Annotated in this window: 28 protein-coding genes and 1 tRNA gene; 15 read left to right on the forward strand and 14 right to left on the reverse strand. The window is 63.2% G+C overall.

From position 1 onward, the window contains the following. Nucleotides 1–122: 122 nt before the first annotated feature. Nucleotides 123–1,298 (reverse strand): succinyl-CoA:mesaconate CoA-transferase, encoded by a 1,176-nt coding sequence (gene mct / locus NATTI_RS0101480; protein WP_027119025.1) that lies wholly within the window; start codon nt 1,296–1,298, stop codon nt 123–125. Nucleotides 1,299–1,436: 138 nt separating this feature from the next. Between mct and glmS the strand changes: the two genes are divergently transcribed. From glmS to citE, 5 genes are all read left to right on the forward strand, one after another. Beyond that, nucleotides 1,437–1,892, forward strand: coding sequence for a methylaspartate mutase subunit S (glmS, locus tag NATTI_RS0101485; protein ID WP_006091724.1), 456 nt, complete (start codon nt 1,437–1,439; stop codon nt 1,890–1,892). Then, nucleotides 1,893–3,332: a methylaspartate mutase subunit E gene (locus NATTI_RS0101490; RefSeq protein ID WP_006091725.1), complete on the forward strand. Its 1,440-nt coding sequence runs from the start codon at nt 1,893–1,895 to the stop codon at nt 3,330–3,332. Further along, entirely contained in the window at nt 3,329–4,618 is a 1,290-nt protein-coding gene (locus NATTI_RS0101495) for a methylaspartate ammonia-lyase (protein WP_019991547.1), read from the forward strand. Before NATTI_RS0101490 ends, NATTI_RS0101495 begins: the two co-directional genes overlap by 4 nt. After that, on the forward strand, nt 4,611–5,678 hold the full coding sequence (gene mch, locus NATTI_RS0101500) for a 2-methylfumaryl-CoA hydratase (protein WP_006091730.1): 1,068 nt from the start codon (nt 4,611–4,613) through the stop codon (nt 5,676–5,678). The genes NATTI_RS0101495 and mch overlap by 8 nt, the downstream gene beginning before the upstream one ends. A gap of 66 nt (nt 5,679–5,744) precedes the next feature. Further along, nucleotides 5,745–6,788, forward strand: coding sequence for an L-malyl-CoA/beta-methylmalyl-CoA lyase (citE, locus tag NATTI_RS0101505; protein WP_006091732.1), 1,044 nt, complete (start codon nt 5,745–5,747; stop codon nt 6,786–6,788). A gap of 49 nt (nt 6,789–6,837) precedes the next feature. Here the strand turns inward: citE and NATTI_RS0101510 are convergent, their stop codons facing one another. Then, complete coding sequence (locus NATTI_RS0101510) at nt 6,838–8,112, reverse strand: IS200/IS605 family transposon protein TnpB (RefSeq protein WP_006091734.1); 1,275 nt, start codon at nt 8,110–8,112, stop codon at nt 6,838–6,840. 53 nt (nt 8,113–8,165) lie between these two features. On the opposite strand from NATTI_RS0101510, the gene NATTI_RS26370 reads away from it, so the two are divergent. Continuing rightward, nucleotides 8,166–8,303, forward strand: coding sequence for a hypothetical protein (locus NATTI_RS26370; protein ID WP_013440500.1), 138 nt, complete (start codon nt 8,166–8,168; stop codon nt 8,301–8,303). An 81-nt stretch (nt 8,304–8,384) separates the two neighbouring features. On the opposite strand, the gene NATTI_RS0101520 is transcribed toward NATTI_RS26370, so the two are convergent. The 3 genes from NATTI_RS0101520 to NATTI_RS0101530 all read right to left on the reverse strand — a co-directional run bounded on the left by NATTI_RS0101520 (nt 8,385) and on the right by NATTI_RS0101530 (nt 11,350). After that, entirely contained in the window at nt 8,385–10,076 is a 1,692-nt protein-coding gene (locus NATTI_RS0101520) for a COG1361 family protein (protein ID WP_019991548.1), read from the reverse strand. Nucleotides 10,077–10,461: 385 nt separating this feature from the next. After that, nucleotides 10,462–10,545, reverse strand: a tRNA-Ser gene (locus tag NATTI_RS0101525). 40 nt (nt 10,546–10,585) lie between these two features. Beyond that, nucleotides 10,586–11,350 carry a hypothetical protein gene (locus NATTI_RS0101530; RefSeq protein ID WP_027119026.1) on the reverse strand — a complete coding sequence of 255 codons (765 nt, stop codon included), beginning with the start codon at nt 11,348–11,350 and terminating at the stop codon, nt 10,586–10,588. A gap of 146 nt (nt 11,351–11,496) precedes the next feature. Here NATTI_RS0101530 and NATTI_RS0101535 point away from each other — a divergent pair, with 146 nt between their 5' ends. Beyond that, nucleotides 11,497–11,733 (forward strand): hypothetical protein, encoded by a 237-nt coding sequence (locus NATTI_RS0101535; protein ID WP_027119027.1) that lies wholly within the window; start codon nt 11,497–11,499, stop codon nt 11,731–11,733. 11 nt (nt 11,734–11,744) lie between these two features. Here NATTI_RS0101535 and NATTI_RS0101540 read toward each other — a convergent pair whose 3' ends face one another. The 5 genes from NATTI_RS0101540 to NATTI_RS0101560 all read right to left on the reverse strand — a co-directional run bounded on the left by NATTI_RS0101540 (nt 11,745) and on the right by NATTI_RS0101560 (nt 15,726). Then, complete coding sequence (locus NATTI_RS0101540) at nt 11,745–12,416, reverse strand: uracil-DNA glycosylase (protein WP_241434383.1); 672 nt, start codon at nt 12,414–12,416, stop codon at nt 11,745–11,747. A 167-nt stretch (nt 12,417–12,583) separates the two neighbouring features. Further along, on the reverse strand, nt 12,584–13,591 hold the full coding sequence (locus NATTI_RS0101545) for a helix-hairpin-helix domain-containing protein (protein ID WP_006091742.1): 1,008 nt from the start codon (nt 13,589–13,591) through the stop codon (nt 12,584–12,586). Between the two features lie 299 nt (nt 13,592–13,890). Further along, nucleotides 13,891–14,166, reverse strand: coding sequence for a hypothetical protein (locus tag NATTI_RS0101550; RefSeq protein ID WP_006091744.1), 276 nt, complete (start codon nt 14,164–14,166; stop codon nt 13,891–13,893). After that, nucleotides 14,163–15,239 (reverse strand): Mrp/NBP35 family ATP-binding protein, encoded by a 1,077-nt coding sequence (locus NATTI_RS0101555; protein WP_006091746.1) that lies wholly within the window; start codon nt 15,237–15,239, stop codon nt 14,163–14,165. Before NATTI_RS0101555 ends, NATTI_RS0101550 begins: the two co-directional genes overlap by 4 nt. A gap of 163 nt (nt 15,240–15,402) precedes the next feature. Beyond that, a complete protein-coding gene (locus NATTI_RS0101560; protein ID WP_006091748.1) occupies nt 15,403–15,726 on the reverse strand; it encodes a hypothetical protein in 324 nt (107 codons plus the stop codon). A 97-nt stretch (nt 15,727–15,823) separates the two neighbouring features. On the opposite strand from NATTI_RS0101560, the gene NATTI_RS0101565 reads away from it, so the two are divergent. The 4 genes from NATTI_RS0101565 to NATTI_RS0101580 all read left to right on the forward strand — a co-directional run bounded on the left by NATTI_RS0101565 (nt 15,824) and on the right by NATTI_RS0101580 (nt 20,317). Continuing rightward, a complete protein-coding gene (locus NATTI_RS0101565) occupies nt 15,824–16,147 on the forward strand; it encodes a DUF5783 family protein (RefSeq protein ID WP_006091750.1) in 324 nt (107 codons plus the stop codon). 77 nt (nt 16,148–16,224) lie between these two features. Beyond that, complete coding sequence (locus NATTI_RS0101570) at nt 16,225–17,838, forward strand: MBL fold metallo-hydrolase (RefSeq protein WP_006091752.1); 1,614 nt, start codon at nt 16,225–16,227, stop codon at nt 17,836–17,838. Nucleotides 17,839–17,919: 81 nt separating this feature from the next. Further along, nucleotides 17,920–18,771 (forward strand): translation initiation factor eIF-2B, encoded by an 852-nt coding sequence (locus tag NATTI_RS0101575; RefSeq protein WP_006091754.1) that lies wholly within the window; start codon nt 17,920–17,922, stop codon nt 18,769–18,771. A gap of 259 nt (nt 18,772–19,030) precedes the next feature. Continuing rightward, on the forward strand, nt 19,031–20,317 hold the full coding sequence (locus tag NATTI_RS0101580) for a TIGR00341 family protein (protein WP_006091756.1): 1,287 nt from the start codon (nt 19,031–19,033) through the stop codon (nt 20,315–20,317). A 28-nt stretch (nt 20,318–20,345) separates the two neighbouring features. Here the strand turns inward: NATTI_RS0101580 and NATTI_RS0101585 are convergent, their stop codons facing one another. Beyond that, on the reverse strand, nt 20,346–21,062 hold the full coding sequence (locus tag NATTI_RS0101585) for a ThuA domain-containing protein (RefSeq protein WP_006091757.1): 717 nt from the start codon (nt 21,060–21,062) through the stop codon (nt 20,346–20,348). A gap of 280 nt (nt 21,063–21,342) precedes the next feature. Between NATTI_RS0101585 and NATTI_RS0101590 the strand changes: the two genes are divergently transcribed. Further along, nucleotides 21,343–22,458 (forward strand): Gfo/Idh/MocA family protein, encoded by a 1,116-nt coding sequence (locus NATTI_RS0101590; protein ID WP_006091759.1) that lies wholly within the window; start codon nt 21,343–21,345, stop codon nt 22,456–22,458. A gap of 164 nt (nt 22,459–22,622) precedes the next feature. On the opposite strand, the gene psmB is transcribed toward NATTI_RS0101590, so the two are convergent. Then, nucleotides 22,623–23,354, reverse strand: a complete 732-nt coding sequence (gene psmB, locus NATTI_RS0101600; protein ID WP_006091761.1) for an archaeal proteasome endopeptidase complex subunit beta — start codon at nt 23,352–23,354, stop codon at nt 22,623–22,625. A 231-nt stretch (nt 23,355–23,585) separates the two neighbouring features. Further along, nucleotides 23,586–23,765 carry a hypothetical protein gene (locus NATTI_RS0101605; RefSeq protein ID WP_006091765.1) on the reverse strand — a complete coding sequence of 60 codons (180 nt, stop codon included), beginning with the start codon at nt 23,763–23,765 and terminating at the stop codon, nt 23,586–23,588. A 331-nt stretch (nt 23,766–24,096) separates the two neighbouring features. On the opposite strand from NATTI_RS0101605, the gene NATTI_RS0101610 reads away from it, so the two are divergent. From NATTI_RS0101610 to NATTI_RS25955, 3 genes are all read left to right on the forward strand, one after another. Next, complete coding sequence (locus tag NATTI_RS0101610) at nt 24,097–24,450, forward strand: DUF555 domain-containing protein (RefSeq protein ID WP_006091767.1); 354 nt, start codon at nt 24,097–24,099, stop codon at nt 24,448–24,450. Nucleotides 24,451–24,534: 84 nt separating this feature from the next. Further along, nucleotides 24,535–25,074: a CBS domain-containing protein gene (locus NATTI_RS0101615; RefSeq protein ID WP_006091769.1), complete on the forward strand. Its 540-nt coding sequence runs from the start codon at nt 24,535–24,537 to the stop codon at nt 25,072–25,074. Between the two features lie 90 nt (nt 25,075–25,164). Next, nucleotides 25,165–25,323: a hypothetical protein gene (locus tag NATTI_RS25955; RefSeq protein WP_154658234.1), complete on the forward strand. Its 159-nt coding sequence runs from the start codon at nt 25,165–25,167 to the stop codon at nt 25,321–25,323. Between the two features lie 10 nt (nt 25,324–25,333). On the opposite strand, the gene NATTI_RS0101625 is transcribed toward NATTI_RS25955, so the two are convergent. Beyond that, nucleotides 25,334–25,753, reverse strand: a complete 420-nt coding sequence (locus tag NATTI_RS0101625) for a helix-turn-helix domain-containing protein (protein ID WP_006091773.1) — start codon at nt 25,751–25,753, stop codon at nt 25,334–25,336. Between the last annotated feature and the right edge of the window lie 60 nt (nt 25,754–25,813).

Consider the following 25,813-nt stretch of genomic DNA (forward strand, 5'->3'; position numbering starts at 1 on the left):
GCTGAACAGGCTGATGCGATACTCGAACTCGCGATGGCGGTTCACACGTACGTACTCGAGTTTTCCTCCATCGGCCACAGCTGTATCTGCGATCGATAACCACGTTTGCCACCAGACGAGAGTCAGTCGTCGGCAGCCGTCTCCGCCTCTTTCTCGCCCAGAATCTCCTCGCGATGCTCGTCCAGCAGCGGCGCACGGCCACGCGGCTGTGGCATCGTCTCGCTCATCTTGATCGGGTTGCCCGCAACCTCGACGTCGCGGTCGGCACCGGGCTGTTCGACGGGCACGAGCATGTCTCGAATCCGGACGTGCTCGTCCTCGAAAATCTCCTTCGTAGTCTGGACGGGTGCAGCGGGCACGCGGCCCTCGAGTTGCCCCACCAGTTCGTCGTTGGTCTGCTCGAGCGCCCAGTCGGCGATCACCTCGCGAAGCGAGTCGCGATTCCGGAGGCGTTTGGGCGTCGTTGGGTACTCCTCAGCCAGGTCCTCGCGATCCATGATCTCACAGAGCTGTGCCCAGTGGTTGTTGTTGAACGCGGCGATGACGGCGTAGCCGTCGTCGGTCTCGAAGGCGTTGTAGGGGAATAGCGTCGGGTGGGAGTTGCCCCGACGGGTGGGTGCCTCGCCCGTGTAGGACTGCTGGTAGACGGCGCGCTCGGTGAAGCTGAGCATCGAGTCGTACATCGCGGTGTCGACGTACTGGCCTTCGCCGGTCTGTTCGCGGTGGTTGACCGCAGCCAAAATGCCGATGCAGTTCAGCGTGGCGGTAAAAAGGTCGCCAACGCCGGGACCGGTTTTCGTCGGCGGCCCGTCTGGCTGCCCCGTTGTTTCCATCACGCCGCCCAGCGCCTGGGCGATGAGGTCGAAGGAGGGCTGGCCCTGTCGGTCAGTTGCTCCCGTGCGCGGGTCGCCAAAGCCCCGAATCGAGGAGTAGATGAGATCCTCGTTGTATTCGGTGAGCGTCTCGTAGCCCAGATCGTACTTCTCCATCGTCCCTGCACGGTAGTTCTCGACGACGATGTCGACTTCCTCGACGAGCGAGAGGAAGTCCGCGCGGTCTTCGTCGTCGCCTAAGTTCAGTTCGATGCTCTTCTTGCCGCGGTTGACGCTCTGGAAGTAGCCGCCGTAGGCTTCCGCCTCGGGGTCGTCGACGAACGGGGGGTTCGAGCGAATCATATCGCCGCCCGGACGCTCGATTTTGACCACGTCAGCGCCCATATCCGCGAGTAACATCGTGCAGTACGGCCCGGCGAGGACCTGGGTCAGATCGAGCACGCGTAGATTCGAAAGTGCTCCCATGTACGCTCTCTTTCCCAGACCACGACCAAAATCCTTACCATCGATAATGTACATTGTGACATCGTCCCATAGGGAGCCTGCTAGGATGTTTAAGGAGTATTATCATGGAAGATCATTAGGTTTATAGGCACGTTCCTCATGGTTCCGCATACGATGTCCCAAACGGTCGTCCTCGGCGTGATCGGCTCCGACGCCCACGTCGTTGGAATCACAATCTTAGAGCAGGCCTTCAGTGCAGCGGGCTTCGACGTCATCAACCTCGGTGTTCAGACCTCCCAGGAGGAGTTCGCCGAGGCCGCGGTAGACCACGACGCCGAGGCTGTACTGGTCTCCTCGCTCTACGGTCACGCCGAGCAGGACTGTCAGGGATTCCATGAGGTCCTCGAGACGGCAGAGGTCGACGCAGTCACCTACATCGGTGGCAACCTCGCCGTCGGTCAGGACGAATTCGAGCAGACCCGGCGCACGTTCCGGGAGCTCGGCTTCGACCGCGTCTTCGATTCCGAAACCGATCCCGAAGACGCGATCGAGGCGCTCCGACAGGATCTGCAGATTACACCGACCGAGTCGGAACGCGCTACTATCAGTTCCTAGATGATACGAGACGAACGTATTCCCGCCGACGAGCTACGGCGTATCGACGAAGAGATTCGGTCCGACTGGCACACTGGAGACGAAGTCGACTTCGAGGAGGCCATCGAGTACCACGAGTCGCTGCCCGCACACAAGCGATTCGCAGACGTTCTCGAGTCGGCTGACAAGCCGCTTCTCCAGCCCCGAGCCGGCGTTCCCCGGCTCGACGACCAGATCGAACTCCTCCAGTACCTTCTCGAGGAGGGCCAAGCCGACCTCCTTCCCACCACTATCGACTCGTACACGCGCGACAACGAGTACGAGAAGGCCCAGCAAGGCCTCGAGAAGGCCCGCGAGACGGGCGACGACACACTCAACGGCTTCCCGGCCGTCAACCACGGCATCGACGGCTGCCGAAGACTGATCGACGAGGTCGACGCCCCGATCGAAGTCCGCCACGGCACGCCGGACGCCCGGCTGCTCGCCGCGATCACGTTCGCGGGCGGCTTCCAGAGCTTCGAGGGCGGTCCAATCTCTTACAACATCCCCTACACGAAACGCCACGGGCTCGAAGAGACCATCGAGAAGTGGCAGTTCGTCGACCGGCTGGCGGGGGCTTACACCGAACGCGGTATCCGGATCAACCGCGAGCCGTTCGGCCCGCTCACCGGAACGCTGGTCCCGCCCTCGATCGCGATCGCGGTGATGTTGGTCGAGGGGAAACTCGCCGCCACGCAGGGCGTGCGCTCGATCACCCTCGGCTACGGACAGGTCGGTAACGTCGTCCAGGACGTCGCCGCCTTACACGCCCTCAAGAAACTGGGCAACGAGTATCTGCCGGACGAGGTCGTCGTCACGACGGTCTTCCACGAGTGGATGGGTGGCTTCCCGCCGGACGAAGCTCGCGCCAACGGCGTGATCAGCTTCGGCGGCATGACCGCAGCCATCGCGCAACCGGACAAGGTCATCACCAAGTCCCCACAGGAGTTCCAGGGCGTGCCGACGATGGAAGCGAACTCCGCCGGCCTGCGGACGACGCGACAGGTCATCGATATGGCCATCGAGCAGGATATCCAGATCGACGGCATCGAAGAGGAGCAAGATCTCATCGAACGCGAGACCCGGTGTCTGATGGACACCATCTTCGAGCACGGCGACGGCGACGTCGTCCAGGGAACGCTCAAGGCGTTCGACTCGGGTGCCCTCGACGTTCCGTTCGCACCCAGCGACAGCGCGGCGGGTGCGGTGCTTCCCGCTCGAGACGACGACGGTCGCGTCCGCATCTTCGAGTGGGCCGACCTCGAGATGGACGACGATATCAAGGAGATTCACAAGGCCCGACTCTCTCAGCGGGCCGCGACCGAGGGCCGCGAACAATCGTTCCGCATGGTGGCGGACGACGTCGACGCGATCAGCGACGGCAAACTCATCGGCCGACCACAGGGTGACGTCAAGATATGATGATTACAGGACTATACGCCACGCCCGGCTACTCCGGGTTCTTTTTCGACGACCAGCGCGCGATCAAGCAGGGTGCCGAACACGACGGCTTCACCTACGAGGGCGAGCCCGTCACGGACGGCTTCGACGAGATTCGCCAGGCGGGCGAGTCGATCATCGTCGACATCGAACTCGCGGACGGCACCGTCGTCCGCGGCGACTGCGCCGCGGTCCAGTACTCCGGTGCCGGCGGGCGCGACCCGCTGTTCCAGGCCGAGGAGTACGCGCCCGTCATCGAAGGCCCCGTTGCCGACGAACTCGTCGGTCGCGAGGCGACGGACTTCCTCGAGAACGCACAACTGCTCGAGGAGCTACAGGTAGACGGCGACCGACTCCACACGGCGATCCGATACGGCGTCTCCCAGGCGTTGCTCGCCGCAGCAGCCGAAGCCGGAAACACCACGAAGACGGACGTGATGGCCGACGCCTTAGGCACCGAACCCGCAACGGAGCCGGTGCCCGTCTTCGGCCAGTCCGGCGACGACCGGTACAACAACACGGAGAAAATGTTCGTCAAGGGCGTCCCCGTCCTACCCCACGCGCTCATCAACAGCGTGGAGAAGATCGGCGAGAACGGCGAGACGCTGCTCGAGTACGTCGAGTGGCTCACCGAGCGCTCGCAGGAACTCGGCCCCGACGGCTACGAGCCCCGGTTCCACATCGACGTCTACGGCATGATCGGCGAGATCTTCGGGGCCCCCTACGACCGCGATGAGGTCGTCGACTACTTCGCGGACCTCGAGGCGGCCGCCGCGCCGTACCCGATCCAGATCGAGGGGCCGATGGACGTCGGCAACCGCGAGAAACAGATCGAGGCGATGGTCGAACTTCGCGAGGGGCTGGCCGATGCGGCCGTCTCGGTCGACATCGTCGCCGACGAGTGGTGTAACACGTTCGAGGACGTGCGGGCCTTCGTCGACGCCGAAGCCGCGGACCTCGTCCAGATCAAGACCCCCGACCTGGGCGGCATCCACCGCAGCGGACAGGCGGTTCGCTACTGTGAAGGGACCGACACCCGCGCCTACCTGGGCGGGACTTGCAACGAGACGGAAACCTCCGCGCGTGCCTGCGCCCACGTCGCCCTCGCGACGAACGCGGCGCAGGTGCTCGCAAAGCCCGGCATGGGCTTCGACGAGGGGTACATGATCGTCGAGAACGAGATGCGGAGAACGATCGCCCGCCGCGAGCGGGACCGGCAGGCCGAAACTGACGAGACCGAAACCGACGAAATTACCGCCGATGACTGACTGGACAGATCCCGAGACGTTCGCACAGGCACTCGAACAGGTCGAGACCAAAGAGAAGGGCAACTGCTTCGAGGACTTCGAGGAAGGGGACGTCATCGAACACGACCCGGGCCTCACCCTCACGCAGTTCGGCAACGAGTCCTGGATGAGCCAGACGCTCAACCACGACCCCACCTACTGGCGGGCCGATGCCGCGGAGGAACGAGGGTTCGAGGAACCGCCGGTCCACCCTGACTACCTCACTGCCGCGACGCTCGGCATCACCGTCGAGGACCTCAGTGAGAAGGGCGGCTACTTCCTCGGCCGCACCGACGTCCGATTCCCCGAAGCCCCAGTCTACACTGGAACCGAACTCCACGTCGAGAGCGAAGTCGTCAACCGGGCGACCTCGAGTTCCCGGCCCGAGTACGGCATCGTCTCCTGGCGCACCCGCGGGAAAGACGCCGAGACGGGTGACGTGCTCTGCTCCTACGAGCGTACGAACATGATTCCACGTCGCGAACCGGTCGCGACGGACGGCAGTGGGACGACGGCTGCCGAAGACGACGAGAACGACGGCCCAGACCTTCCCGAGACGTTCGTCGCCCCCGAGGGCGGCTACTTCGAGGACTTCGTCGAGGCCCTCGAGACGGCTGCCGACGAGCACGCGGCCGTCGCCTACCGCCACGAGCGCGGCCGCACGCAAGACGACGTGACCGTCGCCTCCCTGCCGCTGTCGACGCTCAACACGGCCAAACAGCATCACAACGTCGACGTGATGAGTGACTCGCCGTCCGGCGATATCGTCACCTACGGCGACGTGACCCGATCTACTGCGCTGGGCCACGCCCGCTCGGACGAGGAGACCTGGCGCGAGGTCGGCTTCGACGACGAGTCGTTCCACACGTTCGTCGCGGTGGGCGACACCGTCTACGCCTTCACGCGCGTGCTCGAGGCCGACGAAGCGGCCTCGAGCGACGAGGCGGGAACGGTAACGTTCCAGCACATCGCGTTCAACCAGGACGACGAACCCGTCTACTCGGGCACACGCACGGCCGAAATTCGAAAGCGTTCTAACTAACACGAACGAACGTTATAAACGACTGCTGATACCAGCGACTTCGAACTCAGACTCAGATTCATACACATGACCGACGACATCCGACTCTGCCGAACCTTCCAGACTGCACCGGCCGCCGTTCCGAAAGACGACTCGGCGAAATACCTCCGCTCCGGTCTCACCGCCGAGGGCTTCCAGGCCCCTGACTGGCTCGTCCCCGACATGGAAGACGGCACCGCGCCGAATATGAAAGACGAAGGGCTCGAGAACACGATCGACCTCGTCCCCGAACACGAGTTCGCGGGCGAGATCTGGCCCCGCATCGAGTGGAGCTACGAGGACGCCTCGTTCCGCGACCGCGGTCGTGAACAGATCGACCAGCTCGTCGCCGAGATCGGCGACGAGATCGAAGGCGTCGTCGTCCCGAAGGTTGGCCGCGTCGAGGACGTCGAGCGCGCCGCCGACGTTGTCGCCGAGGCCGAGGCCGAGCACGGCTACGACGAGGGTTCGATCAAGCTCTCGATCATCGTCGAAACCGGTCGCGCCCGCTCGGACCTGCGCGAGATCTCGAAGTTCGGTGCCGACTCCCGGCTCACCGCGCTCGTCTTCGGCCCCGTCGACTACGCGGCCGAACTCGGTGCCCGAGACCTCGGCGACGGCCGCCCGCGCTGGGACGGCCTGCTCGAGGCCCTCTCGAACGAGGCCAGCGCCGGGAACCTGCTCTGTATCGGCGGCCCGTTCGACGACCTGTTCAAAGAACGCGCCGGCCTGACTTACTACAACGCCGACGCCTACGCGGACCAGGTCGAACACGAGGCCCACCTCGGACTCGACGGCTCCTGGTCGCTCTATCCGAAACAGACGATTCAGGCGAACACGATCCACATGCCGAACGAGGACGAACTCGAGCGCGACGTGAGCAAGATCGAGCGGTTCAACGAGGCCAAAGCGGAGGGGACCGGCGCGGTCACCTTAGACGGTCAGATGGTCGACGAAGCCACGTTCAAGGTCTTCCGCAACACGGTCCAGCAGGTTCGCTCGATCGACGACACCCGTCCCGAACAGACCGAGGAGTACTACGATGAGAGCCTTCTCGAGCGCGCTCGAGAGCTCGACCTCTCCTACCAATGACATCCTCCTCGCCGTGAACGGCGAGGTTTCCTCTCGCTGGGGGTATCGTTTACCGGCCCACGGAGGCAACTTGCGGGTTCGTATGCTCCTCGTTGAGAACTGAGCGTGGTGACTCTGACGATGAATGGTCGTCCCACTTGAGGCATACAGGCCGTGCCATCGACCGTGTTACCGTCGTCTGCCGTCTCAAGAACGTCTCCGACGCTGTGAGGTCAGCGTGACCCTCGAACCCACACGGACACGTCAGCGTGTCGCGGTGGCGCGTCGTGTCCTCTGTCGAACCACAGTTAGGACACTCCTGACTTGTCCACGCTTCCGACCGACCCTCAACCGAGATACCGTATTCTTCGGCGGTACACGCCAGCCGATTCACGAACGCTCTGAACGCCCAGAAGTTGTGCGTCTTCGCGTTCGTCTCAACCGACCAGTGTGTATCGAGTACGTCAGTTAACGCCCCGACGTACACCGTCCCGACGCCTTCATCGTAGAGGCGTTCGATGAGGTCACGGACGAGTGCGTCTTGGGCGTGGTCGCGCCGTTTCGTGCGCCGGTCGTACAAGCGTCGGATGCGGTGACTACTGTATCGACCGTCCTCCAAGAGCGATTGGAGCCGGGCGATTTCTTGCGTCGTTTCACGGAATCGTTTGAACAGGTCGCGCCCTTCGTACAGGAGTTGCTGGCCGGTCGTGGTTGTGCAGGCGACGAGATTGTTCGCACCGATGTCCAGAGCGGCTTCTTCCGAAGCCAGTGGTTGTGCCAGCCGAGAATTACCGATAGTGACTGACTGAAAGGCCCTGAACGTCTGTGCTTGCTCGTCGTAGAACAACTCTAACCGACCCTGCTTCTCGTACTCCTTCCAGTTGGGGTTGCCTCGAACTTCGAGTCGGAGACGTTCGCGGTGTCCAAGCCCGTACTCGTCTTTCAGGTCTTTACCAACGAGGATTTCGAGTCGGGAGTATTCGCCCCACTCGACCGAGTACGATGTGTTTCGGATATACGTGCGGAGTTCTCGCCCCTCATCTGCGTTACCCCAGAATCCGGGTTTGCCGTTGGCTTCTCCTTTCTTCTTGAGGCTGAAGAACGATTTCCACGCTTCGCGGTTCTTTCGTTCGAGTTGCTGAACCGTGGATGCGCCGAGTGTTCCGCCGTAGCGACCACGATACTCGCTGGTGTCCCACACGTCGCCGTCTGGGTCAGCGTAGTTCTCGCGGCGTTCGTAGTTGATTTCGTTCCAGAGAGCGGCAGAAGCGTCCAACAGGCGTCGAAGCAACTCCTCGTCCTCGTCGGACTGGGGAATCACTTCGAATGTGTTGGCTCGCTTCATCAACTACGGGTTGCATCGGAACACACATAAAGATGCGTTTTATGTGTTACTGTATGGTCGAAGTCCGTATCGAGTTCGATGACGATGAACAGTACGAGCGGTTGAAGGAACTGAAGAAGCATCGTGGATTGACGTGGAAGGGGTTGCTTCTCGAAGGCGAGAAGAAAGTTAGGGAGGATACCCCAGAGTGAGCGTCGAGCGTGGTCTGTGAAGTAGAGTGTCGGATTCACGCCCGCCCTAAAGGGCGGGACTCTCTCCTTGATTCAGGTAGGTTACTGCTCGACGACGACCATGACAGCGGCTGAATCCGCGCCGGTGTCGACCTCGACCGGGAACTCCTCGATCTCGCCCGCGGGGTGTCCGGCCTGGAACGTCAGCGTGAGCGAGGCCGATTCGCCGGCCTCGAGTGTCAGCATCTGGCTGTCCTCGACCGCCGGGTCGTGCCCGACGATGAGCACGACGTCGGTGGTCCCGGTTTCGTCGCCGACGTTTTCGATCGTGGTATCGACCTCGAGCGTCTCCCCGCCGCCAACGGGCGAGTTGGTGTTAATACTCGCCACGTTGAACGTCGCCGGTGTCGGTTCGGCTTCGGATTCGACGACGACCATCTCCGACGCCGTATCCGCGCCGGTGTCGACGACCACCGGGAACTCCTCGGTGTCACCCGCCGGCTGTCCCGTCTGGAACGTGAGCGTGAGGTCGGCGGATTCGCCGGCCTCGAGCGTCAGCATCTCGCTATCCTCGACGACTGGATCGTGACCGACGAGGAGTTCGATATCGGTGGTCCCCGTTTCGTCGCCGACGTTTTCGATCGTGGTATCGACCTCGAGCGTCTCCCCGCCACCGACCGGCGAGTTCGTCGCCATCTCCGCGACTTCGAACGTCGCCGGTGTCGTTCCGTCGGACTCGACGGCAACCGTCTCGGAGGCCGTATCCGCGCCGGTGTCGACCATCACGGGGAACTCCTCGACCTCGCCTGCGGGTTCGCCGGCTTCGAACAGCAGCGTGATCTCGGTCGATTCGCCGGGATCGAGCGTCAGTAGCTGGCCGTCTTCGATCTCGGGGTCGTGGCCGACGACGAGGTCCACGTCGGTCGTCCCGGTTTCGTCACCGATATTGTGAATCGTCGCGGTGACCTCGAGGGTCTCCCCGCCACCGATCGGGGAGTTCGTCGCCATCTCCGCAACCTGGAACGTGGCCGGAACGTCCGCTGCCTCGTGGTCGAGCACCCACGAGTCCGGTCGCAACAGCAGGTTGTCCTCGGTGATCACCCAGCAGGTGATCGCGCAGGTGTGACAGCCCGCGCCGTCGTCCACCGACAGCGTCGCCGTTCCGGAGCCGTCCGGATCGCCGAACTCGAGGACGACGTCCGCCTGACTGAGCCACCAGACGGTCCGCGCGGGATCGCTGTCTGGCGAGGAGACATCGACATCGATCTCGAAGGGCTCGTTCCGACCGACCGTAAGCGTCTCGCCGGGTTCCGGATCCGCGCTTGCGACGGACGGCGGCGCCGCGCCGTCGGACGTGACATGAACGGTCCACCGTATTTCGTCCGCCCCCTCGTACTCCGGATCGTCCCGGTTCCCCGTTTCGGGGTCGTAGAAGACGAAAGCGATGACCTCGTAGGTGCCACTCGAGTCGAACGTTTCGGTGAAGTACGCCGCGCCGTACTGCTCGACGTACTGTAGGTAGTCCTGGGTTCGCATGTCGTAGTGCGCGTCGTACCGGGCACGCTCGCCGTCGATCTGCCACTCCACGTCCCAGTTCGCATCCGGATTCTCGATGTCGGCTTCGAACAGGAGTTCTGCTCCCGATTGTACGGTGCGTTCGCGATCGACGTCCTGTACCCTGCCACGAGGCGTGCGACCACCTACGGCACTCGCACCCAGGACGCCACTGCCGACGGCACCGCCTGCTGCGACTCCCTTGAGAAGCGTTCGCCGTTTCATCTGGTCCCCACTCATACGTGAACCTGCGTCGGCCAGTTTGAGAAAGGCGGAGATTCTTACAGCCGACAATCTATGGTTTCTGCAGAAAACCAGTGCTGAGCGGAGAGTCAGCGACACGTAGTCGCTCCCGCTGCCGTCGGATCGCGAAATCCCCAATCAGACCAGTTTCTCCAGCCGTTGTGACCGTTCTCACTCGAGTGAGAACCGGTCTCCAGCGGTGGGACCGGGCTTGGAGTGGACGTTCGCTCGTGGACACGACGGAAACGCGGTGGGGATGGGGTTGTGAACTACGCCCGAGAACCTGCGCAAAGCGCAGAACCTCAGTCTAGTTCAACTCCCACCGTTTCGTTTTCCACTCGAGAGACTTCTCACTTCGTTCGTCGTACTCTCTCGCGAAAAACGGTGGGGATGGGATTTGAACCCATGAGGCTTGTAGGCCATCTGCTCTCAAGGCAGGCGCGTTAGGCCGCTCTGCCACCCCACCTCACTTCGATCTTTTCCGTCCGTTCAAAAAGGGTTGTCGGTTACGCCCGCTCGAGTGACTCGTCCGCCCCGACCTCGAGCCCCAGTTCGTCCACGACGGCAGCCGTCGCCTCGGCACCCGGCTTCTCGGCGATTCGCTGTGCCTCGAGCAACGCGACCGTCGACCGAAGTCCCGCCGGGGTCGCGACGGTCGGACGCATCGGCGCGAAACCGACACCGAGTCCGGCCTCGCGGGCGCGTTCGGTCAGCGTCGCCACCTCGGGCGCGGCGTACGCGTCGCCGAAATCGATCGGCTCGCCGAAGGCCGCGAGATAGGTTCGCCCCTCCGAGGACGGTCCGAGGACAACGTCGTGGCGACGGGTCGACATCGCGGCGCCGTCGATGTGCGTGCGGCCGACGAGGGGTACCGTCGGCTCGAGGACGCCGACGCTCCCGGCCTCCTCGCGCTCTAACAGATGCGTGACGGTGTTGCCGACTCTGGCCGTTCGACTCGAGCCGACCTGCCGTTCGAATCGGATCTCCCCATCCGTACCGTCTGTGTCCTCGGAAAACTCCCCCAGTGCGGCGGCGGTCAGCCCGCGGACCTCGTTCTCTGGATCGCCGCCGTCGTACTCGTCGGGGAGCGTCTCCGAGTCGCGGTAGTTGACCAGTAGTTCGCCCCCGCTCGAGGCAACCGCCCGGAGCACGTCGACGACGGCGGCCTCGTAGAGGCCGCACGCCTCGGCGTCCGAGAGCGGCGTTCGATCGACGAGCGACGACAGGACGAGCCCTTCTCGGGGCGGATCGACCGGGACGACGACCTTCATACCCGGGTCTCGGTGACCGTCGGTCTTGAACGCGGCGCTTCCGGCGGCGGTCTCGCCGTCGTATACGCCTATCGAATGGGGAAATCGCTGCCACTCACCGGTCCGATGTCGCACGAATTATACTGATGGACCGTCAGGAGTTCGGTATGAACGATCAAACCGTAACCCGATCGATTCCGCGCTCGGTCGGACTGCTCGGAACGCTCTCTATCGCCGCGCTCGTCGCGCTCGGACTCTGGGGATTCGCGGACAGCTATCTGATCGAGTCCGGCGACTACTTCGCGCCGACAGTCGCCGTCTTCGTCGTGACCGTCGTCTTCATCGGCGCGCTAGTCATGCTCGGCGCACGATCTAAAGAGTGGCTCGACGGCCCATACTGGTAGCGTCGCTTCGATCACCGATCCCGTTGTCCCTTCGTCTGGCGGTAGTCCGACGCCATCAGGTCGACGAACGTCTCGAGCCACGCCTGGGTCTGTGCGTCGGACTGGTCGCGTGGCTCCACCATGGGGACGAGTTCGAACCCGCGGCCCCGAATTCGCGTGGCGTGATCCGCCGGCAGCGAGAGTTCGTCGGCCGGCGTCGTCGTGTACTCGACGCCGATTTCCATCAGGGCTCGCTCGCCGACGGGAATGAGGATCTCGGGGTTGATCATCCGAATCTCGGCCGTGAGGTAGGGGTCGCAGTTGCCGATCTCCTCGTCGGTCGGCGGTCGCTCCGGATCGCGACACCGCGTCAGGTTCGTCAGGAAGACGTTTTCGAGGACGGGTTCGTCCACCGGCGAAGTCGAATCGCAGAGCCCGAGTCGCTCGAGGAGCCGACGGAGGCTGGTTCCCGATTCCGATTCCGCGTCCGGGCCGTCGTCGGTCGCCGAGGGCTCGGGGCTCGCAAAGGGCACGCCACGTTCGTCGGCGCTCGCGGTCGGTCGCTCGCCGACGAACAGGAAGTCCGCCGCGACGTCGCCGTAGCCGTGGACCACTTGCGTCCGCGTCTCACAGAGCGCCGGACAGTTTCGACACTCCTCGTCCATCCCGTACGGGTTCGCTCGAGACCGTTGATTCGCGTCCACACTCGCGTTTCGAAGGGGGAAACTAAAAGCGACGCGCCTGTGGAGTGCGTGACCCGCGTCGATCGAAGGCGAAGGGTGACTCTCTCGAGAGTCAGAACAGGCCGAAAACACGCGACGAAAATCGAACTGCGACTGGGACCGCGTTATCGGCAACCGCTCGAGACCGATTACGACTGGGACTGTGCGGCCTGAATCCAGTCGGTCGCACGAACTTGCGAGATCTCTGCGGCCTCCGCGACGGTGTTCGCCTGTGACCGAGAGAGATCCGCGAGGGTCTCAATGCCCGCTTCGGCGAGACGGTCGGCGTACGTCTGCCCGACGCCCTCGAGCGTCTGCAGGTTCTGGACCGCAGCGTCGGCGCTCCGTTTGGTCGCGGTCTCGATCGCGTCCGTCGTCTCGACGGCGAGCTCTTCGGTCGCGTCGGCGGCTTCGTCGACGACCTCTTGAGTGCTCTCCTGGGTCGTCTCGGCGACCGATTCGGCCTGCTGCTGGGTCGTCTGCATAGTCGCTTCGGTCCCCTGCTGGATGGTGTCTGCAACCTCCTCGGTTTGCTGCTGGACGCTCTCGGCGGTCTCCTCGGCTCGTCGAACGCCGTCGACGGCCTGCTGTTCGGTCTCCTGGTGGGCCTCGAGGAGCGATTCGATCGATTCCGACAGCACCTGCTGTTGCTGGTCGGTGAGCTCCGCCACTGCGTCGACGAACTCCATCTCGAACTCGTCCCAGACCTCGTCCTGGCGCTGTTCGAACTCCTCGAACTGCCGGTCGACGGTCGACCGAACGTCGGAGCCGTTTTCGTCGAACGCCGACTCCATCGCGTCGAACTGTGCGTGGAGCAACTGCTGGAACAGGTCGGCGCTTTGCTCGAACCCGTCGTTTAGCAGCCGTTGGGTCTGTTTCGTTCCCTCCTCGAACTGTCGATCGATCGTCGAGCGAACGTCGCCTCCGCTCTCGTTGAGGGACGACTCGAGGGCGTCGAACTGTGCGTCGAAGAGCTGACGGACGAGTTCGGTGCCCTGCCGCTGGGCGCTTCGCTGGGCAGCGAAGCCGTTTCGCAGGAACGATTCGGCGGCGTTCTCCTGGAACTTGAGTCCCTGCTGGACGAACTGCTGGCTCTGTTTGATCGACTGGCGCTGTAGTTCGAACGTGGCTTCGATTGGTGTGGTTGCGTTGGTCATAGTTGGTGGCGGGACGAGCAACGAGGCACGAATGCTTCGCCCCTACTTCCTAACTAACCGAAGGGGCCAGAGACGGATAACGGCTGCCCCTGAAAGGTTTTAGAGACCATTTGATACCACAAAATGGTGTAGAATTTCGACTCATCGCAGGATGCCGGTTTCAGTCTCGACTGTCAATCCGTCGTAAAATCGACCGCGTAGACCGAAGCCGACGTCGGAGCACCGTCTGAGACGACTTCACCTGACGGTCGCTGAGGCTGCTGGGCAGATTCAGCGGACAGGCTGCGTAATCCTCCCGTTCAGCGCTCGAGGCCGCCGCGTTCGGTGACCTCGAGGATGAACTTGACGTTGCGGACGATCTCTTCGGGCGTCGTCTCCTCGTCCGCGTCGTAGAGGTCGCTCGTCCGGTAGAGGATGTTCGCGAGCTGTTTGCTCTCGCTGGAGTCGCTGCGAATCTCGTCGGCGACCTCACGGAGGAACGCGACCCGTTCGGGATCTGGGTCGAACGCCGTCTCCGTGTCGGGATCGCTCCCGTCGTTTCCGCCAGCTCTCCCGTCTTCGCCGTCGGCAGTCATCGGTCCGGAGAGGCGGCTTCGCTTCGTCTGGTCTGGGAGACGCCGCGTCGGTGGACGATCCCGGTGTTGTTCGCGACGTTCTCGGTGATCGTTCGGAACGAGTCGCCGGTGGCCGACTCGTCGGAGAGGACGGTCGGCTTACCTCCGTCGCCACTCTCGCGGACGGCGGAATCGAGCGGGATCGAGCCCAGGAACGGCATCTCGTGTTCGTCGGCGAACTCCCGGCCGCCGCCGGAGCCGAAGATGTCGTGTTCGCCGCCGCAGTCGGGGCAGGCAAACGTCGACATGTTCTCGGCGATGCCCAGCACGACAGTGTCGTGTTTGGCAAACATCTCGAGGCCCTTGCGCGCGTCGTCGAGCGCGACGTCTTGCGGGGTCGTGACGATGACAGCACCCGTGACGGGCATCGTCTGGAGCATCGTCAGCTGGGTGTCGCCGGTCCCCGGCGGGAGGTCGACGACGAGATAATCGAGGTGGCCCCACTCGACGTCCTCCGTCAGCTGGGTGATGACCTTGTGGACCATCGGACCGCGCCAGATGACCGGATCGTCCTCGCCCGTGAGGAAGGCCATGCTCATCAGCTTCACGCCGTACTTTTCGGGCGGCACGAGCGTCTCCTCCTCGGTCGCCATCGGCGGCTCGTCGGCGTCGACCATCCGGGGCACGTTCGGGCCGTAGACGTCGGCGTCGAAGAGGCCGACTTGCGCCCCTAGTTGCGAGAGCCCGGCGGCGAGGTTGACCGCGACCGTCGATTTGCCGACGCCACCCTTCCCGGAGGAGACGGCGATAACGTTCTTGACGTTCGGCAGGACCTGTTCCTCGGTGACGAAATCGTCGCGATCGGGAATGCTTGCCGAGAGGTCTGGCTCGAGACCGTCGTGAAGAAGGAGTTCGCGGATCTCGGCGGCCATACCGCTCTCGGTCGGCGAGTACGGTGCACCCAGTGCGAGGTCGATCTCGACCTGATCCCCGTCGACGCTGATGTCGTTGACGAGTCCGAGCGAGACGATATCGTCGCCGAGTTCCGGATCCTCGACCGTCCGGAGGCGGTCGCGAACGGCGTCTTCGTCCATGTCCGAAGGTAGCACCGGCCGTCGAAAAGGGTTGTGTTCCCACCTTTTTTCTTCGGGCCCTCCCTCGCTACGCTCGGTCGAACCGCTCGAAAAAATCTGGACCAAAAAAGCCGCTCGCTCCCGTCGGTCGCTCGCGGGTGCGACGCTCCCGATTACAGCCTCCTTACGCGTTGAAGTCGAACCGAGGTCCCCCGTAGGTCGGCGGGTCGGGATCGAGTTCGACCCCCTGCTGGAATCGCACGAAATTAAGGTAAAAGGGCCGTCCGCAGCCCTCGACCGATTCGCCCTCGAGGTCGGTAACCGGACCGTCCTCGCCGCAGAGAAACTCGATCCCGTCGGCGGTTTCGCGGTCCGGATCGTCGGGATCCGCGTACTCCCAGCCCGGCTGTCGAACTTTCGTGACCGACCGATCCGCGAGATCCGGCGGTCGCTCGAGGCTCACGACCGCGTTGCAGTGGGGACAGGTGTAGCGAACGGTGACTGACATTGCGGTCTCTAAGCGGCTCGAGCACGTAAGCCTGCGGCCGAACCGTCGGAAGTCCGCAGTCCGAACCGTTTACTCGTTCGGGGAGTCACGAACTGACATGACCGAGTTCGACCCCGAGAAGTTCGAGGAAAAGTACGTCTACTACTTCGAGGAACTCGAGGAGGCCTACTCGAACGCCTACAACCAGCTTCACGGCCGGTACGACTCGCAGGTCCTCAAAGCGATCGACCGGAAGGTGCTGAGCGAGAGCGAGCCGTTCTATGAGGGAGACGGTGAATTCCGTGTGGAAATACCGGACGACGTTCGAGAACGCGTCGGTGCGGTCGCCGACCACGAGCAGTTCGACATCGTCCTCGAGGAACTCGTCGAGCGAATCGAGCGGGAGTTGCGGAGGGTTTTCGGTTTTGGCCCCCGCAAGTGACTGCGATACGTACCGGTGCCGTTTCAACCAAAATAGCGTACATTAAAAACACCGTGAACAATAGTTAATCCGAAGCGATGCGTGTCTCCTACCAGAACGCGAACCTCCACGGGGGGAACGAGTCGACACTACTGCGGTTTACTGAGGACGGGACACGTGTCTGTATTCTCGTCGACGCCGGCGACGGCGTCGACCTCGACGAACTCCTCGAGCCTGACGAGTACCTGAACGCAATTTTGCTCACCCACGCCCACATCGACCACTACCGGAGTCTTGGGGCGAATCTCCGACACAACGCGCCGATCTACGTCTCGCCCGCGACCGCGGCAGTGCTCGAGCAGTCGCTGCCCGAAGCGCGGAAGGACAACGATCTCGGCGATGTCAACGCGGTTCTCGAGGCACTCGAGCCGATCGAAGAGTGGACCGCGATTCTCGACGATCTCGCGGTTCGGCCGGTTCCCGCCGGCCACGCTCCCGGCGCGGCAGGTTTTCTGATCCGGTTTCGCGATCGGACTGACCCAACGGGCGTCGATCTCCCGACGGCCGACAACCACATCCTCGTTACGGGCGATTTCACGGTGCGTCCCTGCGCCGGGTTTCTGCCGATTCCGAGCGCGTATCCGTTCGATATCGACGCCGTCTTCCTCAACGCGTCGACGAACGAATCCGTCACCGAGACGCTCACCGACTCGATCGAAACCATCCTCGAACGGGCGTACGGCGGTTCCCGCGTCGTCGTCGCCTCGAGTTCGCTCACCGGCGTCCACTACGCCGTCCTGCTTGGACGGGTCGCGGCGATCCTCGAGCGACCGCTACCGCTGACGCTCGTCGGACAGACGGCCCGAGTCTACGAGGCGCTCGGACTCGACGTCCCCGGTGTCGAGACGCGCGAAGTGTTCGACGATCCGGCAACGGTCGTCGAACAGGGGCGGGTTGCCGTTGCGGGACCCGACTCACCGACGCGAGGAAGCGCGAAACGACTGTTGCTCGAACTCCACGACGATCCGGCCGCCGTCTTCGTCCAACTCGCGACCGGCAGCGCGGACATCGTGTCCAACGTACGTTGTACGACTCACTACTACGAGGCGCAAAATCATCCGCCGCAGGCGGCAATCGACGAGTTCGTTCGGGGGCTTGCACCGACACAGGTCGTCGTCAAACACGCCCGCGGATACGCGCTCAACCAGTTCCAGTGCCGATACGACAGCTGTTTCACGTGGGGAACCGACGACGAGAAGGTCCACCGCCTCTACGACGACGAGTGGGTTGCACCGGGCTGGCTCGGCGATGCGACCGTCAAGAAGATTCGGCAGAAACAGTGGGAAGCAAATCGAGATCGAGCGCTCGATCCGACGGTCTCGTTACGTCTCGAGCGACAGTCTCTGGAGCCCGCTGCGGAGGGTGTCGATATCGAGGCGCTCGAAGCGACGTTTTTGGCGTCCGTCTCGAACCCCTACGCCGTGGATTCGACGGGATCCGCCGTCACAGAACAGAGCGAGTCGAGGACAGAGAGTGACGACGGCGATACCGCCGTCGCCGAATCGTCGCCACTCGACGATTCCTCGACGGTTCGGGCCCGCGTGTTCGGTGACGGCGGCGGAAAAACGCTGTTACAACTCCTTGAGCGAACGGAGCTATCGCCGGGCGAACTGGTCGACGTTTCGATCTCACGACCGGACGACGACGAATGAGCCGCCGCCGTCGAACCGGCGCGTTCCCTCGGTAGATGACTACCCGGAACACCTTTGCCGCTGACGGGAATCTGTGCAGGTATGATCGACGAGACAGTCGAGGAGATCCAGGAGATGCAGAGTCACAGCTCCTCGGTGGTTGCCGTGCGCGCGACACGGGCTCTCGAGGAGCTGCTCGAGCGGGAGTTCGCCACCGTCGAGGAGTATATTCGCTCGCTCGAGCGCAACGGCTCGGTGCTCCGGCGAGCCAACCACTCTCACGCCTCGCTGCAGAACGCGGTTCGGGCCGTTGTCGACGACGTTACCGACGCCGATCCTGGGAGCGTCGAGGAGGCGAAGCGACTCACCCAGGAGCGGATCGACGCGGTCGTCTCGCGAGTCGAATCCGGCAAACGGCTGGCGGCCGAAAACGCCGCCGAGATCCTCGACGACGGCGCGACGCTGCTTACGCACGACTACTCCTCGACGGTGCTCGAGGCCCTCGAGCAGGCGACCGAGGCGGGCAAGCGCTTCGACGTCTACATCACGGAGGCGCGGCCCCGCTACATCGGCCGCAAGACGGCCCGGACGCTCGCCGAGATGGACGGCGTCGACGCCACGCTGATCACGGACAGCGCACACGGCGTCTACCTCGAGGACTGCGACCGCGTCGTCGTCGGCATGGACTGTATCGTCGACGAGACGCTGTACAACCGCGTGGGGACGTTCCCGATCGCCGCCACGGCCGCCCAACTCGACGTGCCGGTGACCGTGCTGGGATCGGCGTCGAAGATCGTCAGCGAGGGATTCGTCTTCGAAAACGAGTTCCGGACCGGCAGCGAGGTCATGCCGGAACCCGCCGAGGGCTTCGCCGTCGAGAACCCGAACTACGACGCGACGCCGATCGAACTGCTCGAGAGCGTCGTCACGGACGAGGGTCGGCGGGAGTTCTGACGCCCGTTTTTCCGATCGTCACCCGTTGAATCCTCGGTGGGAACAGGTCGTTGAGCACTGACAACGAGAGCGGTTCGATCAGTACTGACGTCGGGTGCTGTCTATTCGGTACTGACAACGGGTGCTGTCTATTCGATACTGACGCCGGATGTAGTCCGCCAAGTACCGGCTGAAACTGATCCGTTCAGCACCGTCACGGGGACCTGACAGTCGCTCCCCTGTGGCGACAGCCTATCCCTGTTTCCGTCGTATCACTCGTATGCGTCTCGTTCAGGTGTTCGTTCCACGCGGCGATCTGGATCTCGTCCTCGAGACAGCGGAAGCGACTGGCGTCGATTACGCCGTCTCCGAACAGACGTGTCGTGGCGAGTTCGAGGCACTCGTTTCGGTTCCCGTTCCGCCAGCCGCGGTCGAACCGTTCCTCTCGGAGCTTCGCGCTTCCGGTCTTGACGAAGGGTCGTACACGGTCGTTACAGCTGCTGAAACGGTCGTCTCGGATCGAGCGGACGAACTGCACGGCGAGTTCGCCGGAACCAGAATTTCCCGGGAGGAGCTCCAATCGCGGGCCGCTGACCTCGCACCCGCCGCGTCGACCTATTTCATCCTGCTCGTGGTGAGCACCGCCATCGCGACTGCCGGCCTGTTGCTCGACTCCGCGGCGACTATCATCGGAGCGATGGTCGTCGCGCCGCTGATGGGACCGGCGCTCTCCGCGAGCGTCGGCGTCGTCGTCGACGACGATATGCTCGCAAGGCGCGGCGTGGTCCTGCAGGTCACCGGAATTTGCGTCGCCGTCGCGACGGCGGCAGCGATCGGGTGGCTCCTGCGAGGAACGGTGTTGCTCCCGCCTGGGTTCGACATTACGACCGTTCCCGAAGTCAGAGAGCGGACCACACCGAGCGTCCTCGCGCTGTTTCTCGCGCTTGGCTCGGGCGTCGCCGGCGTCGTCAGCCTCGTTCGTAACGTCGGTTCAGTGCTCGTCGGTGTCGCCATCGCCGTTGCACTCGTGCCGCCGGCTGCCACCGCCGGACTTGGCATCGCCTGGGGACACCCCACCGTCGTCGTCACTGCCGGCACGCTCGTGCTCATCAACCTGCTCTCGATCAATTTGACCGCGTTGATCCTGTTGTGGCTCTCCGGCTACCGCCCGCATCGAACGGACCGGATCGATCACGCCTACGGTCAGTTGCGCTCACGAGTCGTCATGCTCGTCGTCGCGATCGCCATCCTCTCGCTCGTCCTCGGCGGCGTCACCTACGGGAGCTATCAGACCGCCGCGGTCGAACACGATATCCAGACGGAGCTCGAGGCGATGACCGACGACCCGACCTTCGACGAGTTCGCCTTCCACGAGCGCACCGTCGACTACGAACTCGTCGACGTCTACACCGGTGGACAGCCGTCAGTAACCGTACTCGTCGAACGACCGCCCGGCGACCAGGAGCCTCCCGATTTCGCCGACATCGTACGGGAACGGCTGGAAACGGCGACCGGAACTGACCTCGAGGTCGCCGTCGAACTGGTCGACACCCAGCGAAGCGGGTGACCGTCGCGTACCGGAGCCGTCGGTCGATTCAGTCCCGTTCGCCGAAGGTCCGCGGCGCGCCCTCCGTCGGTGTTGCCCACTCGACGGCGTTACGGAGCACCCGCCGTACGTCGCTGTTCTCGTAGATCGGGTACGTCTCGTGGCCCGGTCGGAAGTAGAAAATTCGGCCGTTCCCGCGGCGGTAACAGCAGCCGCTGCGAAACACCTCGCCGCCTTCGAACCAGCTGTTGAACACCAGTCGATCCGGTTCGGGAACGTCGAACGGTTCGCCGTACATCTCGGTTCGGGGCAGTTCGATGCACTCGCCGAGTCCGTCGGCGATCGGGTGGCCGGGGTCGACGACCCAGAGCCGCTCCTTCGCGCCGTCCTCGCGGTACTGCAGGCTACACGTGGTCCCCATGAGCCGCTTGAACGGCTTCGAGTAGTGGCCGGAGTGGAGGACGATCAGTCCCATTCCCTCGAGCACCCGTTCCTGGACGCGCTGGGCGACCGCATCCGAGACTTCGTCGTGAGCCTCGTGGCCCCACCACAGCAGGACATCCGTGCGCTCGAGCACACCCTCGGTGAGTCCGTGTTCGGGTTCGTCAAGCGTCGCGGTGCGGACATCGTGTCCGGACTCACCGCCGCGCTCGTGATCGGTGAGTCCGTCGGCAATCGTCTCGTGCATGCCGTCCGGATAGACGGCTGCGACCTCGTCGTCCTCGCGTTCGTGTCGGAACTCGTTCCAGATCGTAACTGCAACCATCGACTAGTCCTCAGCGGCTAGCCGCTTAGCGTGGCTGATACGAAAGCGCGACAGTCACACAAAATTATAAAAGTATTACTGCCATTTCCAAAACATACTTTCAGTAATATTGTAATTATCGAGGAATTATAAATATACTGTACAGATTAATCGGTCACAACCCTTATTTTGATCGCTACCTCCTTTTCCCTATGGACTGGAATCGCACACAAACGAGATCGAAATGGGTTGTTTCTCAGCGTACCTGCGTCCCAACGGTTCAACAATCGAGGGTTTCGCGATGAACGGCGCCGGAATCGGTGTCGGGATCGTCGGTCTCGGCGGAATGGGCCACCTCCACGCGCGAAGTATCACCGAACTCGGTGCCGATGTCGTCGCCGGTGCCGACCTCGTCGAAGCACAGCGCCAGCGCTTCGCCACGGAGTTCGACGCGGCGACGTACGAAACCCACGAGGGGCTGGTCGAAGACGATGTCGTCGACGCCGTCATCGTGACCACCCCTAACCGATTCCACGAACCGATTACCGTCGACGCCCTCGAGGCCGGCTGTCACGTCCTCGTCGAGAAACCGCTCGCACACACCTTAGAGAGTGCAGAGCGGGTCGCACGGGCGGCGGCGAAAGCGGACGGTATCTGTATGGTGGGCTTTCACAACCGTCACGCTGCGTCGATGGCCATGTTCAGCGAGCACCACGCTCGCGGCCGCTTCGGCGATCTCACCCACGTCGAGGCGAACTACGTCCGGCGACGGGGCGTTCCCGGACCCGGCTCCTGGTTTACCGACTCCGAACTCGCCGGCGGCGGTGCTCTGCTCGATATCGGCGTCCACGCGGTCGATCTTGCCCTCTACGCGCTCGACTTCCCGGAGATTACGGAGGTCTCGGGCGTCACCAGAACGACGTTCGGAACGACCGAAGAGTACGCGGATCCCGACGGCTTCGGCGACAACTGGGACGCCGAGAGCGAGACCTACGAGGTCGACGACTCCGTCAGCGCCTTCATCCGCTGTGCGAGCGGCGAAACCATCTCGCTCGAGGCCGCGTGGGCGACCAACCGCGAGGAGAGCATGGACTTCCGCGTGCGCGGCACGGACGCCGGCGCGCAGTTCGAGATCGGTGACACGAGCCTCGACATCCTCGAGACGGGAACCGCCGGTGGCGATCACTACGCCGACGTGGCGCTCACGGGCGACTCGTCGCTAACCGGCTACACGAAACAGGACGAACAGTTCCTCGCGGCCGTCGCCGCCGGCACCCCGCCCGAGACGAACACCGTCGAGGAGGCTCTCACCGTCCAGCGCGTGATCGAGGCGATCTACCGCTCGAGCGAGACCGGACGTGCGACGCAACTGACGGAGCCGGAACTCGAGGCCGATCAGCGCGCACGGCTCAACTGACGGTTTTCGGAGCGTCCAGTCGTCGGTGGATTTGCTGTGTTCGATCGGCGGTCGACTGTCCCAACCGATTCTGAGCAACAGCGACTGACGATCAAAGAGTGTGAAGTCGTCGCTGTCGAATCGAACGGGTCGAAAAAACGGAATCGATCGTGGCGGGAGCCGCCTTAGATGACTTCTTCGAAGTCGTGGTGTCCGTGGATGTCGACGCCCTCGTCGGTGATCTCACAGAGGAAGACACCGTTACCGGAGCCGGTGTCGCGTTCGGCGGCGGACTTGATACTGCGTGCGGCGATGGTCTTCGCCTCGTCGTTCGAGAGGCCGTCCTCGTAGGCCTGCTCTAAGTGACCGTAGGCGAGTTGCATCCCGGAACCGGTGACGGTGTAGTCGTCTTTCATGACGCCGCCGGCAGGGTCGATGCTGTAGACGTGGGAGCCCTCGTCGTCGACGCCGCCCAGGATCGGGTGGATGGCGAAGAACGGACCGCCACGGGCGAAGTTGCCCGCGAGCGTGGCGAGGGCGTCGATGCTCATGTCCTCGCCGCGTCGGGCCTCGTAGAGGTTGACTTCGGCGCGGAGACTCGAGATGAACGACTGTGCGCCGCCGACGCTGCCGACGAGGGTCAACGCGCCGGTCGGGTGAATCTGTTCGACCTTCTGGACGTTCTTGTTCGAGACGAAGCGGCCGCCGAGGCTGGCGCGCATGTCCGTCGCGATGACGACGCCGTCGGTCGTCGTGATTCCGATCGTCGTTGTACCGGTCTTGTTGACGTTGTCGAGATCGGCACGCGAGAGGTCGTTCTGAGGCGTCGAACCGATCTCCGGCCCGTAGGGGTCCGGGTCGTCGGCCAGTTGGTCGACGGTGCGGGAGAAGTCCGAGTTATGTTGGGGCGCTCGCATTGACCGAAGGGTACGGCTGGCACGATATAAAACCCCGGCGGTCACCGCCGGGGTTTCCGGTTTTATCCTCCCCAATGAACGTCGATGCAGACTCCATCTACGGCGGCCGTACGTCGGCGTGTGAATCGTTTCAGCGGGGACGACTGCAAAAGCGGCTCTCGAGTCGATTTGCGAGAGAAACAGTGGTTGGGGACGGGTCAGTCAGGGACGACTCTGTCGGGGACGGGTCAATCAGGCGTCAGTGGGTTGCGTGGTTTCGTAAACTGCCTCGACGGTTTCGAGCATGCGGTGGATCGGGATGGTAACTCCAGCCTGGCGGGCGGCCATTGCGAGTGGCATCGCGGCGATACCGATCACAATGCACAGCTGGTACAGTGCGAACAGCGTCGCGCGGAAGACGCGGGATATCATCGGCGTTCAACCGGGCACAGTTCAGGGGTGTATATAAGCTTTCCTGACGAGCGCAATTCGTAACGATCGTTAGTTGTTCAGGAGGTCGACGCAGTGTTGCGATTCAACTCAGCTTTCAGTCGGAGCAACTCGAGGAGAACTCGAGGCGATGTACAGCTAAGCGGGCGGCAATCGATCCGGACAATTCTCGTAACTTATGAGGATTATCCGGCTCACGTGCGCACCTCGAGCGCGCGGATGACAGGCGGTATCGTCTCTCACTCGCTGGAACAACCCGCGTCTGCCGGCGACGAACCGCAAGACAGGAAACCCCCCGGAACGACCACGACGTATGGCCAACTATCTCGTCGCGATGGAAGCCGCGTGGCTCGTTCGTGACGTCCAAGAGATCGACGACGCCATCGGCGTCGCCGTCAGCGAAGCGGGGAAACGACTCAACAGCGAAAACATGGACTACGTCGAGGTCGAGGTCGGCGCGACGGGCTGTCCCGCCTGCGGCGAACCCTTCGACTCCGCGTTCATCGCAGCCGAAACCGCACTCGTCGGACTCGGACTCGAGATGGAGGTGTTCAACGCCGAGGGCGAGGAACACGCCTCCCGGATCGCAAAGAGCGAGGTCGGCGGTGCACTGCGAGACGTGCCCCTCTCCGTCGTCGAAATCTTCGAAACGGAAGAAGACGAGTAGGTTCCGCCGAGACCGAAGCGGACCTGTCACCGCGGCAGTAACTCAACCCGAAACATTTTCTATAACCCGCAGTTATTGTGGCGTATGGAACTTCCGACGCCCGCGGACTTGCGCCAGCGCCGAACCGAACTCGGGCTGACCCAGAGCGAACTCGCGGATACGGCCGACGTTTCCCAGCCGCTGATCGCCCGAATCGAGGGCGGTGACGTCGATCCCCGACTGTCGACGCTGCGACGGATCGTCAACGCCCTCGAGAAAGCGGAGGGCGACGTCGTCCGCGCGAAGGACCTGATGAACGAGGCCGTCGTCAACGTCGCGCCGGACGACGCAGTCAAGGCGGCCGCCCGAAAGATGGAGGAGGAGGCCTACTCCCAGTTAGCGGTCATTCAGGACGGCATCCCCGTCGGCTCGATCAGCCAGAGCGACCTCGTCCACCTCGACTCCGAGGCGCGGGACGAACCCGTCGAGGAACACATGAGCGAGAGTTTCCCCACGGTGTCGAAAGACGCCACGCTGGACGAGATTAGCAACCTGCTCGAGCACTACAAGGCCGTGATGATCACCGAAGCCGGCGAGACGGTCGGGATCATCACCGAGGCGGACATCGCCTCGCGGTTCTCCTAAGTCGACTCGACGACCGTCGACTCCTCCTGCCCAGACGGTACCTCGAAAGCGGTAGATTGAGGGGCCCAAACTGCGAACGTCGCGGTATACATGATGGATACACTACTGCACGCCGGAACGGAACACCCCAGTCTGCTGTGGGTACTCATCCCCAGCCTCCTCACGTTCTTCGCGGGACTGGGTATCGGAACGTTCTCCGAGCGGGTCCGAAACTGGATTCACGCACAGACCGAGCCATCGCCCGAATAGGTCGCTCGAATTACTTGCGTTCGGCGTCGGGTCGCGGCGCGTTCTCGTATTTGACCATCTTCTCGGGTTTATCGGAAATCGTCTCGTAGATCCGCCGGAGCGTCTCCTCGGCCGCGAGCACGTCGTGTGTTTCGAGGAACGCCCGGCCCTCGTCGGTGAGGCCGTAGAACTTCCAGGGGTAGCCCTGCCGTCGCTCTCCGTCGGGGAGGGCGACCTCGCGGACGACGCCGGCGTCGATCAATTTCTGGACGTGCTTGTAGACCGTCGCCTCGCTTACGCTCGGGTTCAGTTCCTCGAGTTCGTACATCGAGGGCAGTTGCTCGGGGTGTTGCAGAATGTTGGTGAGCAAGGCGAACCGGGTCTCCTGGGTGACAAAATGGAGGAGTTCGCGCGTCTCCGTTCCCGCCACCGGCCCCACGTCGGTACTCATGCGGCCATCTACGCGGTCATTCACCAAGTAGTTTACTCTGGGGTGATGTACCCTGGAGTA

It is taken from the genome of Natronorubrum tibetense GA33 (assembly GCF_000383975.1).
Classification (GTDB): Archaea; Halobacteriota; Halobacteria; order Halobacteriales; family Natrialbaceae; genus Natronorubrum; species Natronorubrum tibetense.